General features: G+C 45.9%; 18 protein-coding genes and 1 pseudogene. 5 read left to right on the top strand and 14 right to left on the bottom strand.

Going from position 1 to position 18,465, the window contains the following annotated elements; genetic code table 11:
* The first annotated feature begins 13 nt into the window (after positions 1–13).
* Positions 14–262 carry a hypothetical protein gene (locus tag NO352_RS11090; protein ID WP_289355659.1) on the top strand — a complete coding sequence of 83 codons (249 nt, stop codon included), beginning with the start codon at positions 14–16 and terminating at the stop codon, positions 260–262.
* A gap of 434 nt (positions 263–696) precedes the next feature.
* Here NO352_RS11090 and NO352_RS11095 read toward each other — a convergent pair whose 3' ends face one another.
* The 6 genes and pseudogenes from NO352_RS11095 to NO352_RS11120 form a co-directional block, all read right to left on the bottom strand.
* Positions 697–2,124 carry an MFS transporter gene (locus NO352_RS11095; RefSeq protein WP_289355660.1) on the bottom strand — a complete coding sequence of 476 codons (1,428 nt, stop codon included), beginning with the start codon at positions 2,122–2,124 and terminating at the stop codon, positions 697–699.
* Positions 2,125–2,611: 487 nt separating this feature from the next.
* Positions 2,612–2,698: pseudogene (locus tag NO352_RS11100) on the bottom strand (RNA polymerase subunit sigma-24); the annotation flags it as partial.
* A gap of 83 nt (positions 2,699–2,781) precedes the next feature.
* Positions 2,782–4,113: a CitMHS family transporter gene (locus NO352_RS11105; RefSeq protein ID WP_268620212.1), complete on the bottom strand. Its 1,332-nt coding sequence runs from the start codon at positions 4,111–4,113 to the stop codon at positions 2,782–2,784.
* Positions 4,114–4,283: 170 nt separating this feature from the next.
* A complete protein-coding gene (locus NO352_RS11110; RefSeq protein WP_289355661.1) occupies positions 4,284–5,003 on the bottom strand; it encodes a response regulator in 720 nt (239 codons plus the stop codon).
* Complete coding sequence (locus tag NO352_RS11115; RefSeq protein WP_289355662.1) at positions 5,000–6,628, bottom strand: ATP-binding protein; 1,629 nt, start codon at positions 6,626–6,628, stop codon at positions 5,000–5,002. The genes NO352_RS11110 and NO352_RS11115 overlap by 4 nt, the downstream gene beginning before the upstream one ends.
* A 547-nt stretch (positions 6,629–7,175) precedes the next feature.
* Positions 7,176–7,757, bottom strand: coding sequence for a DJ-1/PfpI family protein (locus NO352_RS11120; RefSeq protein ID WP_005550754.1), 582 nt, complete (start codon positions 7,755–7,757; stop codon positions 7,176–7,178).
* A 142-nt stretch (positions 7,758–7,899) separates the two neighbouring features.
* On the opposite strand from NO352_RS11120, the gene NO352_RS11125 reads away from it, so the two are divergent.
* On the top strand, positions 7,900–8,337 hold the full coding sequence (locus NO352_RS11125; protein WP_289355663.1) for an Lrp/AsnC family transcriptional regulator: 438 nt from the start codon (positions 7,900–7,902) through the stop codon (positions 8,335–8,337).
* Positions 8,338–8,427: 90 nt separating this feature from the next.
* Complete coding sequence (locus tag NO352_RS11130) at positions 8,428–8,985, top strand: SMI1/KNR4 family protein (protein WP_005550756.1); 558 nt, start codon at positions 8,428–8,430, stop codon at positions 8,983–8,985.
* A 258-nt stretch (positions 8,986–9,243) separates the two neighbouring features.
* Here the strand turns inward: NO352_RS11130 and NO352_RS11135 are convergent, their stop codons facing one another.
* Positions 9,244–10,128 (bottom strand): YwqG family protein, encoded by an 885-nt coding sequence (locus tag NO352_RS11135; RefSeq protein WP_262866728.1) that lies wholly within the window; start codon positions 10,126–10,128, stop codon positions 9,244–9,246.
* A gap of 357 nt (positions 10,129–10,485) precedes the next feature.
* Here NO352_RS11135 and NO352_RS11140 point away from each other — a divergent pair, with 357 nt between their 5' ends.
* The gene (locus tag NO352_RS11140) at positions 10,486–10,944 is read left to right on the top strand and encodes a hypothetical protein (RefSeq protein WP_262866729.1); all 459 of its coding nucleotides are present in this window, start codon (positions 10,486–10,488) and stop codon (positions 10,942–10,944) included.
* 36 nt (positions 10,945–10,980) lie between these two features.
* Positions 10,981–12,372, top strand: coding sequence for an SMI1/KNR4 family protein (locus tag NO352_RS11145; protein ID WP_289355664.1), 1,392 nt, complete (start codon positions 10,981–10,983; stop codon positions 12,370–12,372).
* A 136-nt stretch (positions 12,373–12,508) separates the two neighbouring features.
* Here the strand turns inward: NO352_RS11145 and NO352_RS11150 are convergent, their stop codons facing one another.
* The 7 genes from NO352_RS11150 to NO352_RS11180 all read right to left on the bottom strand — a co-directional run bounded on the left by NO352_RS11150 (position 12,509) and on the right by NO352_RS11180 (position 18,444).
* Positions 12,509–13,069, bottom strand: coding sequence for an SMI1/KNR4 family protein (locus NO352_RS11150; RefSeq protein ID WP_289355665.1), 561 nt, complete (start codon positions 13,067–13,069; stop codon positions 12,509–12,511).
* A 220-nt stretch (positions 13,070–13,289) separates the two neighbouring features.
* The gene (locus NO352_RS11155) at positions 13,290–13,733 is read right to left on the bottom strand and encodes a DMP19 family protein (protein WP_289355666.1); all 444 of its coding nucleotides are present in this window, start codon (positions 13,731–13,733) and stop codon (positions 13,290–13,292) included.
* A 103-nt stretch (positions 13,734–13,836) separates the two neighbouring features.
* Positions 13,837–15,504 carry a DUF6138 family protein gene (locus NO352_RS11160; protein ID WP_289355667.1) on the bottom strand — a complete coding sequence of 556 codons (1,668 nt, stop codon included), beginning with the start codon at positions 15,502–15,504 and terminating at the stop codon, positions 13,837–13,839.
* A 76-nt stretch (positions 15,505–15,580) separates the two neighbouring features.
* The gene (locus NO352_RS11165) at positions 15,581–15,919 is read right to left on the bottom strand and encodes a DUF4274 domain-containing protein (protein ID WP_289355668.1); all 339 of its coding nucleotides are present in this window, start codon (positions 15,917–15,919) and stop codon (positions 15,581–15,583) included.
* An 84-nt stretch (positions 15,920–16,003) separates the two neighbouring features.
* Positions 16,004–17,299, bottom strand: a complete 1,296-nt coding sequence (locus NO352_RS11170) for a DUF1963 domain-containing protein (RefSeq protein ID WP_289355669.1) — start codon at positions 17,297–17,299, stop codon at positions 16,004–16,006.
* A gap of 51 nt (positions 17,300–17,350) precedes the next feature.
* Positions 17,351–17,710, bottom strand: coding sequence for a hypothetical protein (locus NO352_RS11175; protein ID WP_289355670.1), 360 nt, complete (start codon positions 17,708–17,710; stop codon positions 17,351–17,353).
* Positions 17,711–17,772: 62 nt separating this feature from the next.
* A complete protein-coding gene (locus tag NO352_RS11180) occupies positions 17,773–18,444 on the bottom strand; it encodes a hypothetical protein (protein ID WP_289355671.1) in 672 nt (223 codons plus the stop codon).
* Positions 18,445–18,465 lie beyond the last annotated feature (21 nt).

Here is an 18,465-nt window from a genome sequence, read left to right on the forward strand (position 1 = left end):
AGGAGGTGATTATATGAGCAAAATAACAAAAGTGATGGCAGTTGTTGTGTGTGCATCTGTATTCCTCGTTGCGGTGCCAAGCCCGTCCCAAGCAGCCTCGTGCGGCAAAAAAATTTTAGACTACACCGAAAGAAATTGCTTCAATGGAAAAACCATTATTAAAAGACACTACAGTCAAACCTGCTTGTATGATAATGGCAAAACGGATCGAAAAGAATGGGTGGAGACAGAATTCCTTGACTATTGCAGAGACCCGAACTAATACGGTTCGCTAACAATTTCTTACATCGTTATACATAAGCGGCTCTTATAATTCGTCCCCTACCATGGTGATGGTTCAGTGGAGGAATCGAAGAGCCGCTATATCCTCTCTTTTTTCATACTCTCGCCACTTCTCCCCTGTTTGTGTGGTCTTCTCTGCATTGTTCAATCTCATTCCAACGAAATCGATGTTTTACGGTTACAAGCCCCTGCATATATATCCCGTAAAGCCCGAAAAAGCATACTGCAATGATTTCAACTAAATCCTGGTGACTCACTGTTTTGTTGATGGGGCTGTTGCACAAAAAACGCATCCGCTCCCAAAGGGATGAATGCGTTGAGATACAATCCTTCATTAACATATGCTAGCCCAATTGGACCTTCCCCAATTATACTACATAATGACATCCCCCGGTGTCCGCTGGCAGTTTACCGTCATTTTTCCACACTGATACGATGCCGCCTCTTTACCATCCTTCTCCGCACGTACCAACTGTAACCGAGCGGAAGCAGGCTGGCAGCGCCGATCCAAGCGCCGAAACCAAAGATATTCAGATATGCGTCCAAAGGTTTGGCAGGATCGCCGTCGTCTATCAATCCCAGTCCCAGCGCGGCACCAAGCACCAAGCCAATGTTACGGGTCAATGCAATCATGCTTCCGAGCGCCCCTGCGTCTTCCTTCACTGCGTGGCTCATAATGAAACTGTTATTCGGCGAGGCGATCAGCCCCATCCCCGAACCGATCAAGGCCAGCGTACAAATAACTGCCCACAACGGCAATACGCCGAATACCCCGGAGAACAGCATGAACCCGCCTGCCATGGCGCATAGTCCAAGTCCCATTAAGCAGCGTGATCCTATCCGATCAGATAAGTGCCCTGCGACGGGACCGATTACAGCCAGGAGAAGCGGATACGCCAGCATAACATAGCCTGTATCCGCCGTGGATACCGAAGTGATACCCGAAATATAAAATGGCATGAGAACTAATGCAATATTGGCCATCAGGAAAGATGCGCAGCTAATGATGAGACCGCAGGCTACGGCTGGAATACGGAATGCCGTGAGTGGCAGAAAAGGCTCTTTCTGTCGGGACTGCCACAACCAGCCCAAAGGCCAAAGAATTAGCAGGACTACGTACAGTAGAAGCATATTTGAAGATCCCCACCCTATGGCGCCTCCGTTCACAATGGCGTAGATTCCAATGCCGATGCTGCCCATGAACAAAATGGCTCCAACTATGTCCAATGAGCTTTTCCTCGTTTCTTTCTTCTGATCAGCAGGGATGAAGCGCAGCGCTAACCCGGTTGCCGCGACTGCCACTGGCACATGAATCAGGAACGCCCATTGCCAGCTCAACCAGGCCGCGGTAAAGCTGCCTGCAACCGGTCCCGCCATGCCCCCCAAAGCAACAGCGGTACTCACGAACCCGAGAGCCCGCCCTCGAATCGCGCCCGGCATATGAAACGTGATGATTGCCATATTCGTTGCTTGAAACATTGCCGCGCCAGTTGCTTGCACAATACGCATAAGGAGGAGCACAGTAAGATTCGGCGAGATCGCTACCAGAACAGAGCTAATTGTAAATAGGGCTATGCCGCAGTTATGGATGCGGCGATGCCCCCAGCGATCGCCTAACTTGCCCATTAAGGGAAGTAGCGACGTAATGGCGAGAAGATACCCCGTCGTCATCCAGTGCACTGTCCCAATATCGGACTGAAACACGGTGACGAATCGGGGGAGCGACACATTCACTACCCCGGCGGTAAAGTGAGACAAGAACGCGCTGAGGCAAATTGCTGTCATCATCCATGCCCGCTGGTTGTCAGCTGTTCCGGGGCTTTCAAGTGCGGAAACGCTCAACAAACTTCCCTCCCTTTCAGCGGAAGAGCGGCTTGTCGGCTGTCGAACATGATAACCTGCCCCCGTTTTACGCAAATGGTACTCCCTACATGGCCGTTGCCGCTGATGACCAGTAACTCATCTTTTGCATGCATCTTTATCACCATATCCTGTAAAATTTGAATTAATAAACATTCTTGATTATACAGGGTCAAATTATTTTTACCATCCCATATTTCAGGGGTTGCAGCATGAGTTATTTATTAAACTGTATACAGTATGAAGTCCTTAACTTGTTTAGTGCCAACTCCGAACAGATAAGAAATATAATCCCTATATCGACTTTAGGTATTTCGTTATACAATGCACGCGATATTTGTTGTGTGCAAAAAATAAAAGCCCGGCGAATATCCACACCTTAGCGCAAGTGTCTCCGGGCTTTCATATATTCTACCTAAAATCTGACTACTTCTCCATTTTGTTTTGGGCAATAAAAGGTGATGAACGAATAAGCGTCCTTATCGGCCATAATGAGCTGTAATAATGCTTCTTTGTTGCCTTTTTTGGCTTGTTTGACAAGATGGCTTACTCTCATGTTCACTCCCCTTTTCATAGATAAGAGATTGGGGATAATCCAATCAAGGTTGATGTAGAAGAATTATTTCTGGCTATTTATTTCTATATAATTCCTATCAATAGAGCAGTGACGACGAGAACAATACTTATGCCCCATATCCAGAACAGTGAGTAGCGGATATGGCGGCCCATCTCCAGACCCGCTAATCCGAGCGCCAGCCACAAGGCCGGGGACAGCGGGCTCACGAATGTACCGACGATATTACCAATGACCATCGCGTACGCAGTGGACAACGAAGCGACGCCGAAGCCGGATGCAATCTGATCGACGACGGGAAGCAGGGCAAAGTAATACGCATCCGTGCTCAATATTAAATCGAACGGAACGCCCAGTAAGCCGACGATAATATGCAGATAAGGCGCAATGCTGCTCGGGAGTATCTTCACGGCGTCGTTGGCAATGGCCGTAAGCATGCCGGTTCCGTTCAGAATGCCCAAAAATAAGCCGGCCGCAAGAATGATTGAGGCCATCGTGAGCGCATTAGGCGCATGGGCACGCAATCGTTCCATCTGCTCATTCACCTTGAAGAAGTTAAGCGGCAAGGCGATGCTTACCCCGATCATAAAAGCTAGGCCCGCCGGGATAATTCCAGCTACAAGCACGCCAATCACCGATAAGGCGAGACAGGCATTGACCCACAGAAGTCTGGGGCGAGCGAGACCTTTCACTTGTTCGGACTGGACTAAAATCGAAGCAGCCGCTCCTGCCGCCGTCGCCTCCAGCGTGGCCGCCTCCTCCCGTGATCCATATTTGCGGATGATTCTCCGCTTCTCCCGAATGCCGAGAAGTGTGGCCAATCCAAGCATGAGCACCATGCCGATAATCTGGACAGGGATGAGTGGCTGCCATAATTCGGTGACATCCGCTTTCAGTACGGTAGCCGTTCGGCCCAACGGACCCGCCCACGGAATCATGTTCATGACGCTTGCGCTCCCTCCGACCAAGAGGAGCAGCAGATACGGATTCATCTGCAAGCGTTTATACACGGGCAGCAGCGCGGGTATCGTAATTAAGAAAGTCGAGGCGCCCGAACCGTCTAAATGGGCAATCGCGGCCACCAAAACCGTTCCGACACATACCGTGATGACGCTTCCGCGTGAAAAAGCGACCATTTTATTGATTAATGGATCAAAGAGTCCGACATCCTGCATAATGCCGAAAAAGATGATCGCGAAAATAAACATGATCGCGACTTGGATAACCGAGCTGACGCCATTTCCAAAAAAAACGCCAATTTCCGAAAAACTATACCCTGCGAGTAATGCGCCAAGGATCGGCGGTATCACCATGGCAACAATCGGGGTCACTTTGCCGCTAATAAGCAAGGCGACGATAATTAAAATTGTAATTAGACCAATCAAGCTCAGACTCAATAGGATATCCCCTTTCCGTGATCGCGGCTTTGCTCACCATTCCGTATTCCGCAATGGATGAATGCGTTTACAATTCGCTATGAACGAAACACCCGCTTTGCTTACTATGAAATTTATCACGGATAAATCGGGCGATAAATATTGCAGCCATAAGAACGATAGAATTCATTTTATCGATTTTGTTCATAAGTTTCACAAAGGATGTATCTGCGTTCTGGTCTTCCCACCGTGCCATAGATAAGGATCGTCCGTACTCTCTTCAAGGATACTAAATATTCTAAATAACGCCGCGCCGTTGATCGGCTAATGCCAAGCTCGGCGCTTAATTCAACAGCCGTAATTCCCCCGATCACTTGCTGCGTGAAAACGCAGTAAATCTTTTCTAGTGTGATAGAATCAATCCCCTTCGGGAGAGCCGCATCCGCCCGGACGGAACTCAACACGCGATGCAAGCCGAACAAAGCGTCGATATCACTCTGCTTCATTTCTTTGGTGGAGCGCATCATGCTCCGATATTCCTTATATTCTTCCAAGGTAAGGCTGAAGCGCTCCTCGTCTACCGGCTTGACAATATAATCGAACACCCCGGCGCGAAGCGCTTCCTGAACCGCCTTGGCATCCTTCTCCGCCGAGACGATAATGATATCAGCATCATGACAGGACTGACGAAGCTCCCATAACAGATTCATCCTTTCCACGTCAGGAATATATATATCCAATAGAATCAGATCCGGAACCGCGTCACCGCTTTCTAAATAATCCAACGCTTCTTTACGGTTCTTGGCCATGTATGGAGCGGCAAAGCCGGTTGTTTTTTCGACATAATGCCGATGAATATCCGCTACTCGAAAGTCATCCTCGATGATCAACACTGAAAACAAGTCCTTCATAGCGATCTCCTCTCGTCCTTCGGTATCATAATCATAAAACAAGCTCCTCCGAGCTCACCTTCCCCTGCCTCCAGCAATATCTCCCCGCCGACTACATTGAGCATCAGCTTCGATAGTGCCAGACCCATTCCCCGATGGCTGCCCTGCTTCGTTGAAAATCCTTGCTGAAATATACGGGGGATATCCGCCTCGGCCACCCCTATTCCTGAATCTTCAATCTCAAAAATACAATCCTCTCCGATATCCGTAAAAAAGATGGCAACCTTACGTTGACCCTCTTCCTGTTGCCTTACCGCCTCCAATGCATTCTCAATGATATTGCCCAGGGCGGTTAACAGCGCATCTTGCTTCTCATCTGCAAATGAGCCTTCCAAACGGCTGTCGGGATGGATGACCATGGAGATATTCAGTTCATTCGCTTGATTGAATTTTCCTTGAAATAAGGCTTGAAGCAGAGGATCGGCTACTTTTTCCGCTAAGAATGTTAACCTGGCCTGCTGCATATTGCTTTCTTTTTTTATAAAATCAATCGCTTCCTGTAGTCGCCGGTTCTGCACCAGCCCCAGGATGATATGCAGCTTATTGGAGTACTCATGCGTCTGCGCCCGCTGCGCATTCGCATATTGCTTAATACGGGACAGCTCCTCTGTCACTGTCTCCAGTTCCGTTTTCTTGCGAAACGTGTAGACGCTCCCCGTGACGGCATCTTCCCTTACAATGGGGGTCTGATTGACGAGTACGATGTCTTCGCCCAGCACCATCTCTCGGTTCACCAAGCGGCTTCTCTCCTTGTCCTGTGCGTCACTGTGTAAGGAAGGGACAATCTCATGAATGGATGCTCCTGCATAATTCAATTGTTTCTGCTCCGTGTCTGTGAAAAGAATATCCTTGGCCGCTTTATTCATTGCTGATATTGCCCCATCATTAGTCACCGCGATAATTCCTTCATGCGTGGACTGCAGTATCGCTTCCTTATGCAGATACAGATGGGAAATCTCCTCGGGCTCCATATTATGCAATAATTTTTTAATATGAGAAGCAATAAAGACCGCTCCCGCGATGCCAAACAGAACAATGAGACTCAAGGTGAGCCAGAGGGATTTGCTATTTTCCGCTACGATGCGGTGCACATTGTTAGTAAGAAAACCGACCGACACGAGCCCCACGATCTTCCCTTCATCGAAAATGGGAACCTTCCCTCGAATCGACAAACCTAGCGTTCCCTCCATTTTGGACACGTACGACTCACCATGATGCAGGGCCCTGTCATTATCGCTTCCGACCATTTTCGCCCCGATAATGCTTTCATTGGGATGCGATTGCCGGATTTCCCGCGTATCTCCGACAACTATGAATTCCGCGCCAGATTCCCGCTGTATCGGCTTTACGATCGGTTGTATCACGACGGAAGGATTATTCAGGCGAAAAGCGCTTTGTATTTCGGGGATATTCGCGACGCTTTGCGCCAGACTCAATGCTCTTTTTCCCGTCTGATCTTCTACTATCTTCCCTATGAAGTGTTCCAAAAACACCCCGAAAATCGAACAGATTCCAATAATCAGTAGGCTGATGAGCAAAATCATCTTCAACCGTAAATTACATTTCAGATGTAACAACCGGATCATTCGCCAACTCCTAAAAATCGAAATGATTAGTTTTGAGTATCCTATCGTCAAATAATTCCATTATAGCATGATCCGTTTCTTAACGTTTTTGCTATAACAAGCAATGGTACGTTGTAGAGGAATATATGGTTTGGCAATGCTATATTGCAGCAGATGACCCCTGATTCTCATCTTGGAATTTCCTCCTGTGGTCATAAAGTGCTTCGAACGGAAATAATAGGTTTGATAAAAACAAAAAACCGCATTATCATGCGGTTTCGGATATGAAGCATGTTTATGAGTTGATAAGCATAAAAGAATACCCGTTTCGATCGAACCCTCAGTTCGTGGAGTCAGGCGAAATGACTTCCCATCTTCCAAATAGTGTTACTGTGGCTTTTGCCAAGGACGTAGACGCATAGTTGTCAAGCTGGCAGCTATTTGGGGTTCGTACCCTTGCGAGTAGGCGTACTTGCTAATGGAGCGCATTACTCTACATGCATGGTCTTTCCCTCGATAGTCATTCAGTGTGAGCACACCGGTATCCGCTGCGAATCCAGTTCAATGCCTAAAATCCCATAAGTTCCTTTACATGTTCCGTATTTTTTTTAGATGTTAGTTTTTCGAGTAATAAAAATGCAACATCAAAAGCTGTGCCTGGATTTGAAGATGTAATAATATTTCCATCCTGAACAATGAAATCATTTTGCACAACTGCACCGAATTTCTGTAACTGCTCTTTTCGTTTACTCGTTGAATGATTGTATGTGGTAGCTTTTTTTCCTTTAAGAATTCCGCTTTTGCCAAGTGCTAATGATGCAACACAGATACTAGCAATCGGTTTCTGATTGGAATAAAAATGTTGAATTACACGTAAAAATGGCGTACTGAAGGCATCCTCGTAAAATCCAGCTTCTTCAAATCCTCCTGGAATAGCTAGTGCATCAAACTCATCCAGTTGAATTTCATTGACCGTTTTTTCAGGTATAACAGTAAAATTCCATGTACAGGTTAATTGATTCCGAAGACCAACTGTTACGACCTCAGTTGATCCATCTCCCTCCCATTTATTCCAACCTAGTACATCTGTAAACACACTAGCTTCTACTGCTTCAAATCCGTTAGCTAATAATAATAATATCTTTTTCATATCCCAAATTACCTCCTGATATCCTTATTTTATAAAAATATAGAAGGCTCATAAACAAGCTAGAAAAGGATATTTTATTGTTTGGCTTTAATTTTTTAATTATTTTAGTTATTCTATATTATAAAAAAAGGTTGGATACGTTATGGATCAAATTGATAAAAACATCGTGAGAATATTACAGTCGAATGCGAAAATCTCCATGAAGGATCTAGCAGAGGCTGTTCACTTATCTTCTCCATCCGTCACTGAGCGAGTAAGAAAGTTAGAGGAGCAACAAATTATTGAGGGTTACCATGCACGTGTTTCTTTAAAAAAAATGAACCGTCCAATTTCTGCACTTATATTGTTTGCGTCAAAGGATTGTAAATCATTAGCAAACTTTTGCCGTAATCATCCAGATGTACTTGAGTGTCACAGGGTAGCAGGGGAAATTAGCTATATTGTCAAATTAGCAACCTATTCTGTAGAGAGTTTAGAACAATTTATTGATGATTCCATGCAATATGGTACGCCCTCAACAAATATCGTGTTATCTTCTTATGAACAAAAAGTAATCGACCCTTTTCCTAGTAAAGAATAAAAATCCTAGTAATCAATTCATTATTAGTGATACTTTCCCCTGAAATATTCATATGTTATCAATCGACAGGTCAAAAGGAGGAATGCTCGGATGAATTGGGCGTCTGTATTCGAAGTGTGCTACCAGAAGCATCCCGGTTTAACGGAGCTAGAAGCGCAACATTTCATTAGCCATTGGAACAAACCTTTATCTGAGGAGGAGATTACGGAAATACGGGGAAGGCAGCGCAATCCCTTTCCTGTAACCGATCCTTTACATCAGCTATACCAGCCGTTCGATCCGGCAAAATGGTTCATTCCGAACAAGCGTCTCCCCGCCGCTTATCTTGATTTCCTTCGTTATTCCAATGGCGGTGAATTCGGGAATGGTACACGTCATTTTCAGTTTTTCAGCGCTGATGAGTTCAGGGCAATGATGCTAGCCTATGAATTTCCCGAGTATATGCCAGAGTCGATCCCCTTTGCCATGGATGGCTGCGGTATTCATTATGCTTGGGATATGCGCAGCAGCTCGGAAGAAAATGAATATCCCATTCTTGTGTCTCACTCGGGAAATTTAGGCTATGCGGACAGCGCGCAAGTTGCTTCAACGTTCTTAGAGCTATGTATGGGAACGATCTCGGCAGAAGCCATACTGTACGGGGAATAGGGGTACATGCAGTTTGCGGGAAAACCATGGTGTCCATATGCGATGGGCCAACCGCCAGTCCACTGCCCTTCCCCATCGATCCGTTCCGCATGGAAAATGTCTTGAATCCTATTTCAATATAACCTCTTCCTTCACAAACGCCTTTGGCTCATAGACAAGGTTGATTCATTGCAGGAAGAGGTTTTTTGCATATATCATAACGATGAATGTGCCTTAACTTTCATTTTTAAGGATGTATTGGAAATACTCAATGATTGTCTAACTCGAATACAGGGAGCAATACGTATGTGCAAAGTTCCCTGCCAGCAGATCTTCCTTTCGAATAAAAAATTGCAGCTCGCCTGCATCCCACCAGCAAAATCCAACATCCTGATCTGAATCTAGTGCCAGCAGCAACAGCGTATCGCGGACTTCACGCTCCGCTTTGTCAGCATCCCCGTTCAAATGAGCCGTTATCTCCTTCAGGGCCGTCTTTACGGAATAGTTGTACGCTTTGCCGGTCAACAGTCGAAGCGCCGCTTCATATTCACAATCGCCATGCTGGGTTGCGGGATAACCGAACATAAGGGCGAGATCGTTGGAGCTCTCTTCATTCAATTCGAAGCAAAGTTCTTCGTATTGCTCGAAATCATGCTCATCATCCTCTACTTGCTCGTAATCCACATAGCCGAAATTGGGAGGCTCAATCGTGGATCTGGCAGTTACCTTGTAACCGGTAAACTTCTCCTCAAGCGTAGTTACCTCTGGCGAAGGACGCCGCTTGGCATCCTGCATCTTCTCCTCCGGTAGATAGAATACCTTGTGTTCAATATGATAGGCAGGTTCATCTACGCCAACGAAAAAGGAAAGCATGCCGCTCACCGGAAGTAAGGACGTCTCATCAACAGCCGCCAAATCACTTAGACGCAGTTGAGCCAGGAACGTCATGGCGGTTCCGCTAGAATCAAGCGGCCACTCTACGTCAGTTGGCAGATCCGGATCGCCCCCAATGCGGGAAGAGCACATCTCCTTGTCATTCTCTGGCCCCTTTTTGGACAGACGAATCCCTTGGCGCACAGAATGCTGTAAATAATCCAACGCGTGTTCGAAGTGATGTTCCCGAACAATTCGTTCCAGCTTCTTCTTGTTGTTCTCGCTTAACATGATCTACACCTTCCTTATATATCGGGGATATCTACTAATTCGGAATCCAAAATTGCCATACATAAATTCAATTGTAACATATAGAAAGGGAGAGGAATTCTTTGCATGCAAGATTAATGAACTCTTCATACGATGAACTGAGCATGCTCCCCATTCACTCCCCCTGATCGTGCTCTTATAAATGTACACAACTATGTATTGATGTTACTATTTAGAAAGGTAGAAGATACCATGATTTATACTTGTTCGCATATAAGGCGTTCAACAATTGGAGTCAATACTCCGATATCGTTACTTGTGAAACTTCTAATCGTCAGATAGGGTGATGTTTGTTAATCCAAACAGTTGGAGGGTGAAATGACGTTTTTACTGTTGATGGCGGGGGCCGCTGTAAATACGATTCAATGTGTGTTTATAGGAGGCGTTGTTTTTGTAGGCTTTGTTTTTTACCTAGTTGGGTTGGCTCCAACCAATTCCTCGCAAAAAAGGTTCTCGCATGACAAAATTAAGTTTACACTAACGGTCTCTTTTACCTTGTCCATTTTAATTTTGTACGCGATTATTGCCTATTGGAACGTACGAACCGCAGGAACCTTAGCTTTCGACCGACCAGATTCGACCGGTGCTTATCTGGCGCAAGCCAAGCAAATGGTTCTTTGGGGCACGGTACAGGGTGCCTACGCGCCCATTGCTTTTGTATGGCTACTGCCCCGGGTCATTGGAGAAGTGAAATTAGATAAAAAGCATATATGGATCATATCAGCGGGTGCTCTATTGGCGATCGCGGGCGGTGGTGCCGCATGGCTGACGGTATAAAGTGATGTACAATTTATAGAATTCATGGAGGCAGCGATGAACCAAGTACATATCGATCAATTGAATCAATGGCATGAAGATGATGAACACCAGCGAATTGTGGATGCACTGTTAGCCATACCCGAGAACGAACGGGATTACGACATAATAAGTAGACTGGCCCGAGCTTATAATAACTTGGAACTCTATGAAGAAGCGCTCCATCATTTTGAAAGCATCGCTGAAGCGGGACAGAACGATCCGCTGTGGCACTATCGGGTAGGTTTTGCTCTTTATTATGTAAAGCGCTATAAGGAAGCAGTTCAGGCATTGCGTACCGCTAATCAATTACATCCTGGTGATCAAGATGTCGAATACTTAATGCGGTTAAGTGTGCAAAAAGCGGAAAAACAGCAAAAACAAGAACGCCGTATTGCAGCGAAGAAAGAAGCAGCCTTGAAAGAGAATGGATCAGCAGGATTATCAGTAGATGCGCCATTTTCAGATATGTCGCTTGACGATTTTTGGGACGACAGCGAGTATGCAAGAGAGGCATATCTATCCGAGCCGCCTACAGATGAGCTGATCGCTTCAATCGAGGAAGAATTGGGATATAAGCTCCCGTCCTCCTATATCGCACTGATGAAGCACCGCAATGGCGGAGTTCCAAAGAACACCTGCTTTCCGACCGAGGATGCTACTTCTTGGGCGGAGGATCATATCGCAATCTCAGGAATTCTGGGAATCGGCCGAGAGAAGAACTATTCGCTTTGCGGGGAATTTGGAAGTCCGTTTATGATTGAGGACTGGGGATATCCTGACATTGGCGTTGTGATCTGTGACTGTCCTTCGGCAGGCCATGACGTGGTCATGCTGGACTACCGAGCCTGCGGTAGAGATGGCGAACCGGAAGTGATTCATGTCGATCAGGAGGGTGATTATGAAATTACGTTCCTAGCCGATAATTTCGAAGCGTTTATTAAAGGTTTGGTGAGCGAAGAGGACTATGATACCTCTGAGGAGGATAAGCTAGCAGACCTTTACAGGGTAACTCACGGCAAATTTTCTCCGTTGCTGGAGGAGTTATGCGCTAACGTAATCGAAGTGGATCAGATTGAGCAGAAAATCCGCCGGTTCTGTACACAGATTGTCGAAGCGAAAGGCCATTTTTCCTTTCATGCAGATGAAGGCTCGTATTTGATGTATGATGTGCAGTTTTGGTTATATACAAAGTCATATCCAGAGACCGGCCGTGAGCAGTACCTGGGTATCTATGAGAAAATGATCGCCTTCGGCGGCGAGTTCGGTCAAGGCGGCTATGCCCCATCCTTTATTTCAGACTGGTTGGATCGCCGCATTCATGAAGGACGGATCGTACAGGTGAATGGCCACCTTCGGTTTACAGAGCAGTATGCGGAGGAGTTGGTTCGACAACTGCAAGAGGCCTAACAAGACCGAGCAAGCATCATGCAACCAATATCAGAAGAGCCCACGTTCGGACGAGGGCTCTTCTTCTTTTTAGTAATGGGAGATTCGCTATACAGCAGGGACAAGAATATTTCCTTCTGTCAGAAGAAAATAAAGACTATTTCAATTCAAAAGCATAGTCAAAAAACGATTTAAAATTGGGATACAAAAATTTCATTGACGCTTTCAGTTGATCGCGCCCGGTCTTTTCTTCATCAAAATCAAATAATATTTCATGGTCAATCTCATAGATTGCATAGTGCTCCTCATCCGGGCCAGTAAGATCCATGCATAATATGTGACCATACTCGGAGTCCCAGGCGAATGGAAGGTAACCACACTTGCACAGGATTGGATTATACATATCTTGAATGTTGCGTAACGGCTTATTGATCGGTTGTTCTGGTACGATGCCGAAATAGTGATGATAGGTTGAAATGAATGCTTGATACCATTCCGGAAAGTCCAGCCCGAATTCTTTTTCCAGCGCACAAATGTCGCCATCAGTTACGGTAGAAGGAACTAATCTCCATATCGACCACTCCTCATTAGAGTCGGTAGCCTTCATTTCACCCGGAACGTCTGGTACCATCCATCTACAAAATCCATCCTCTGTTACTTGGTCATATCGGCGATAATAAGCTTCAAATCCTTTTTTGATATAGTCCCGTTTATCCAATACATCGCCTCCTCTCAATTATAGTAATCGCATGTAATTATTTATTATCCAGTTTATATCCATGAATTCCTTTATTCGGATGTTGAGTCTAAAACTAATTTTCAAATATCAAATGATTTAGAAGGCCGAGCCTCCTTATATGATAAAGGGTTCTGGTCTAATCCGTTATTTCCACTGAACAGTAAGGTAATTACAGTCGATCTCGTCACAAAACACCCTTCTACGGAGTATGTATTCCCAACTGCTCCACGTAGTATCGATGTGCTTTTTCCGCGATTTTATCCGGGTCTTCCCAAAATTGCTCGTCCAACTTATCCAGTCTCTCTATCTCTTCCTCAGTAAGGAACTGCGGAATATCCCATAGCTGTGTAAGGCGCTTGTCTCCTGACAACCGTTCGATACAGGCATATCCAGATTGTATAATTTCGAGTGCATGAACCGCCCCAATCGCTTGTAGCGCTCGAACCGCATGGAGATATGCCGCTGCTCCCCAATTGCAGAAAAATTGAATAAACCCGCCGTTATAGAGGTCAGCTTCCAGCAGCCACAAGGCAGTGATCTCTTGTTCCTCTGGGGGTAAGGCATCCCAGCCAGAATCATTCTTCTTATCCACAAAGGACGATGCAAAATCGAACCAAATGTCGCAGATATCCGTCTTCTCCATTTTGTTTCCCCCTTTAATGTGTAGACCTTATGGATCAGAACATCATTTATACACACAATGTCGCTGCTTTCCTGTCTATTTATTAGGCTAATTTTCAATAGAGTTAACATTGCGAAAGAGCCAATAGCTGCTCCAGTCTTTCTTTAAGCGGCGACTCTGCTTTTCGTGCTGTTCCCTCCAGCTTCTTTACGCTTCCAAAGATTCGGCACACAACCATCTCACATTGATAATTCTCTTTGTCTTGCAATGCCTCGATAAGCGCCTCTGCAAGTTCAGGGCGGTCGATAGTCAGATTTTTTACCTTCGTCCCCTCGTCAATGCCTCCCAGCAACATAGATACGATCACTGGCATATGCTCTGGCTTGACGCCATGCGCCTCGATAAATGCCTGCGGATATCCATCCTGCACCATTTGGTGCTCTGTATCCACCATGCCCATATAACGGCATACCAATGGGAAATAATCCTCGCTATATAAGCCGAGGCCTAGTACAGCATAAGTGCCCGGCATAGCCGATTTCTTGCTGGGCTCCACATCGCTGTACCATGCGAACTCTTCCATTGCCGTCTCCGCATATTCTGCCACTTTGGGGAACAGCGCCGGATAGCTGAGTGCATTGGCAAAAAAACGATGCAGCTTGGACTTCGCCAGCTTTTTATACGGAAGGATATGCTTTTGGCTGCTTTTCAGCTTTAGGTTGTATTCTTTGGGGAAACCCTGCCGCAACAGATCGATGATATAATCGAGCGCTTCAGCGTATGCTGCCTCCTCTTCAGAGAGAATCCGGATGTCGATTGTCTTCGTCACATCATTGTTGTGGGCCTCTACTTTCTCTCCTCGATAGGTGCTCACAAATTTACCGCTGCCTATTTTCAAATAATCTGCTGCCCGCTTTGAACCCAATTGCGCCGCAAGTCCCAGGTACTTCAGCCGATTATCCGGCTCGGTGAAGCCAATTTGTACGGCTGCATAAATAAAGAACTCCAATTCTCCAGCATCTGCGGAAGAAGGAATCGCTTCCTCCTTCAACACCCATTCGTTTCGATAATAACCGGTTTGGTTAAAATGCTGCGGTAAAAAGTAATCCTCCGCCCAGCGTTTGAAGGTATAAGTATATCGGCTGGTCCATTCTTTTTTGCGTTCTTGGTTCTGCTTCAGCTTATCATTGAGTCGTCGGATCAACGGCTCGATTTCTTCTACTTCCTGCTTCATTAAATCAGGATTGACCAAATGACTGGCAAAAAAGAAATAGTCATCTTTTGCTGGTAGGACCGGTGGATCAGATAATACCTTTGATTGAATAAATTGCTCCAGGGTCTGTTTCAGTTGACTTAACTTTGGCTCATTGATGAACGGTTGGTTAAGTGATAATGTAGACTGTTCCCATTCAAACTCCAATACTACTTCAAACTTATAATCAAAGAAACGGATCCCCAGCTCCTCAGAGCGGAACAGTCGCTCTACCTGTTCGCACAAGGCAGGAAAGAATTCCTCAATGAGAAGTTCATCGGTTAACTCTGTTATGTATGCATCCGCATTTATTTTATACGAACTGTCACTCCAGGATAATGGCTTGTATACATCGATATGAATATTTCCATTTGCCCATGTAAACTTGCCTTTTCTCCATGCGACTCGAAGATAATCCTTCACTCCAGCCTGTAAACTTCTTTTATCCTTAAATTCGCTCAGCCTTTTGCTCTCTTTTGCGTAAATCGAAGTGACTTCTTCCCACACATCATTCAGAAAAGCTTGTACAGCCTGATTCAACGTTCTTTCCTCCCAACCAAGAAATAAATATGCTCCTGCCTACTGTTTTGATGTTCACATGCCCTGCTAATGAAAGCTAACCCCTGTTCAAAGGGCCCTGCTCCAATCTTTCCTTCAACCTTGTGGTAAGCTCTTTCCAGCGCATTCCCTCCGCCGTTCTACGGAGCTCAGACTCGTCCTTCTCCAGCCAGTACTCCCCTTCCATCAGTTCGTACATATCCATCAGCGTTATCTCGGGGGTGTCTGGATTCTCGAAGGCGGACAGCATAGGCTCTGGACCATCATCCCAGTTATAGCCGTTCACGACTGCATGCAGCAGAACTGGTGAATCTAAGAGACGAATCTTCTCACTCATACTGCTCAGTGACTCTTCATATAAAATTTCATCAACAGCTCCCTCTTCTTGCGCCGTCAACGATAGACGAACCGCTCCTTCCGTAGCGAGAAGCAGATCTGCAATGTTCTGATCACTACGAGCCGCGTTTGTTGCGAGCGTGGATCAGCTCTGCTGGTATAATGTAGCCGTCAACCTATCTTCAACACAAATAAACATATAGAAAATTCCTTCACCATATTGGTCAAAATCAGCCCAGTTCATCTGGCCGATAAACCGCATTCTTTGGGCGCAGCAAGGGCAATGCGGATAGTCGGCATCCTGCACCCAGCTTGGGTGGCCTCCGATTTGCGAGTCTTGCTGAGTCAATGTCCAAGATGCAGCATAGTACGGAGAGTGAGGCTCAGATGCTAGGCTAAGCTTCATATCTTCAACTGCAACGCTGATGTCCTCATTATCCAGACTAGGCAAATAATCGGGCTTCTGATTGAATTGACTCCAGACCGGTTCCCCCTGTTGATCGAGCTCTATGTAAATGGTGCTGAAGCTACCGCAGTGCTCGCATGTTGCTACTTGCAGGCGTTCTGTAGACAGGCCGAGATACGACAAGGATGAATGAGTGGTATCCGCGTCCATCAAGACAGTGAGCTTTCTCTCGCACCATGGACAATGGGAATTTCTGGTCATTAGGAAGTGCGCAGCAGACGTCTCCGCTCCTGAATCTACCTGCTGTTCATCCGTTGCACGAATCGCGTAGCATAAATTACTGATCAAATCACGTCTTTCCCCATTCGATGAGAGCTCCCAGCCCCCCTCTAAGGCATACACGTCAGGATTGACGAACAACTGTCCCGCCCACTTCGGCGGATGCAGCCGCCATTCCTCAAATTGTCTCACAACCTCTGAGTCACCAATCCAGCTCAGTATGAGTAGGATATGATTGCGGTTGTCGTCGTCCCATTCCACTTGCTGGAGCAGGCGATCCCGTATTTCGGAAGGTGCATCTTTAAATAAGATCGAGGAATGATATAGGTCACGCTCTATAAGCTTGGGCAGAACTTCTGAAATATCATCATTCCGGTAACACACGAGCGATAATAGGATTTGTTCTGCTTCATCCTCATGGCCTGCATCCAATTGCTCCACCGCATACTTTAGCATTTGCCCCGCCTCTGCAACTGTTAAAGATACATAGATTTGTTCTCTACTATACGGGTAAGCAACATATTGAATCAGCGGATTATATGTTCTTTGCGTATGCATAACCTTCAAAATGTCTATCGGGTTCGTCAAGCCTTCATACAAATTCACCGTTTTGCGATGCTGATTAATATACGCTTGCCGTTTCTTCCGTTCTTGTTCCTGTTGGCAGGGCATGCAGATACCGCCTGTTTTAGCCGCCGTAGTCGGCAGGATCGTCGAGCTGCAGCCTTCCGTTTTGCATGGAATGCGTTCTGCCATAGTTGAGTACCCTCCATATGTTGTTCTTTCATCTAACAATCACGATTTGGTTCATTTTGGAAACTGTCCTTTAAGATAGGAACTCCAGAGTCTACTGACAAATGCATTGGCGAGCTTGCTGTCGAAGGCCTTGGCAATGAGACCAAGGTCATCAGACACATAACTGGCCAGCTCGGAATTTTGCGTGAGTCGAAACGTTTGCTTGAATGCATATTCTCTAATATTTCGAATTGTCGCACTTTCAGTGGGATCTTTCTTATGTAGGGTTTCGTAGCTAGCGTTCCATGCCGCATCGAATGCAGATGATTCTCTAGCATCTAATTCTGCATCCCAATCCCCTTCTACTAGGAAGACTTTTTCAAAGAAGCCGTCAGTTCGGATGATCGTAAAGATTTCATTTGCTGTTTTCAACGGAATCCCGCCTCTATCAAATTTATTCGTCAATCAACCTAACCTCAACATTCACCTTCCGTTCACGATCCGATATACAGCGTGTGCTCTGAGAAGGTTGCGGAATATCCCAGTCTATATAAGTTGAAATACGGTGCGAACGGGTCGCCCTTAAGTCCGTAGCGATGCCACTGCAAATAATAAGAAATCCAATAATCGCAGGCAATCGAGTAATAGGCCTCGTCTAGAATTTCAATCGGTGCATCATAATCCTTGTGCTCACTCACAACCTCAAACAGCGCATCATAAACATCAGGATCGTGAGATTGGCGGATAGTGCCTATTTTCCCATGCGGCAGAAGCTGAATTTCTTTTATTCCAGACAGGTATGCCGCTGTATCTGCCGCACCTTCAATTTGTTTAAACTCATCTAGCAGTTCCTTTAGCCCTTTAATAAGCTGCTCGCCATGTCTCCTCAGCATATCTTGAGGCACATCTGCAACCTTACTAGTAAAATAGCCTGGCACCGTGTCACCGCCAAAATCCGCGGGATCGAGGATGTCATACATTTGTACAATTCGCTGTAAATAGGCGTCTCCATCTTGCAGCGGCGCAAAGGTAGGCTCCACCCCTTTACCGCTCGGCATATACATTTGAAAATATCCATAGAGCGAGTCCTCATCAATCATTTCATCGGCTTCTACTTCTTCATCCATGAGATGGAGCAGGTATCTTGCGTATGACTGCTTATCCAAAGTAATCCTCTCCTTTATCGC

The organism is Paenibacillus sp. S-12 (assembly GCF_030363895.1).
GTDB lineage: Bacteria > Bacillota > Bacilli > Paenibacillales > Paenibacillaceae > Paenibacillus_B > Paenibacillus_B alvei.